This is a genomic window from Pseudomonas protegens (assembly GCF_003732485.1).
Taxonomy (GTDB): domain Bacteria; phylum Pseudomonadota; class Gammaproteobacteria; order Pseudomonadales; family Pseudomonadaceae; genus Aquipseudomonas; species Aquipseudomonas protegens_B.
Genome location: NZ_MOAK01000068.1, coordinates 1 through 201, shown reverse-complemented (window position 1 = coordinate 201; position 201 = coordinate 1). Strand labels below are relative to the sequence as shown.

Genomic DNA, 201 nt, shown 5'->3' with positions numbered 1-201 from the left:
CCTATCGCCTGTCCATCGTGCACTTCTGGGCGCTGATCACCCTGTACATCTGGGCCGGTCCGCACCACCTGCACTACACCGCACTGCCGGACTGGGCCCAGTCCCTGGGCATGGCCATGTCGATCATCCTGCTGGCACCCAGCTGGGGCGGCATGATCAACGGCATGATGACCCTGTCGGGTGCCTGGCATAAGCTGCGCA

Annotated in this window: 1 protein-coding gene; it reads left to right on the top strand. The window is 64.2% G+C overall.

The genetic code is table 11. The annotated features are described in order from the left end of the window. Positions 1 to 201 (top strand): cbb3-type cytochrome c oxidase subunit I (locus BLX41_RS17840; protein ID WP_185073653.1); only part of this gene is annotated, 201 nt, incomplete at both ends.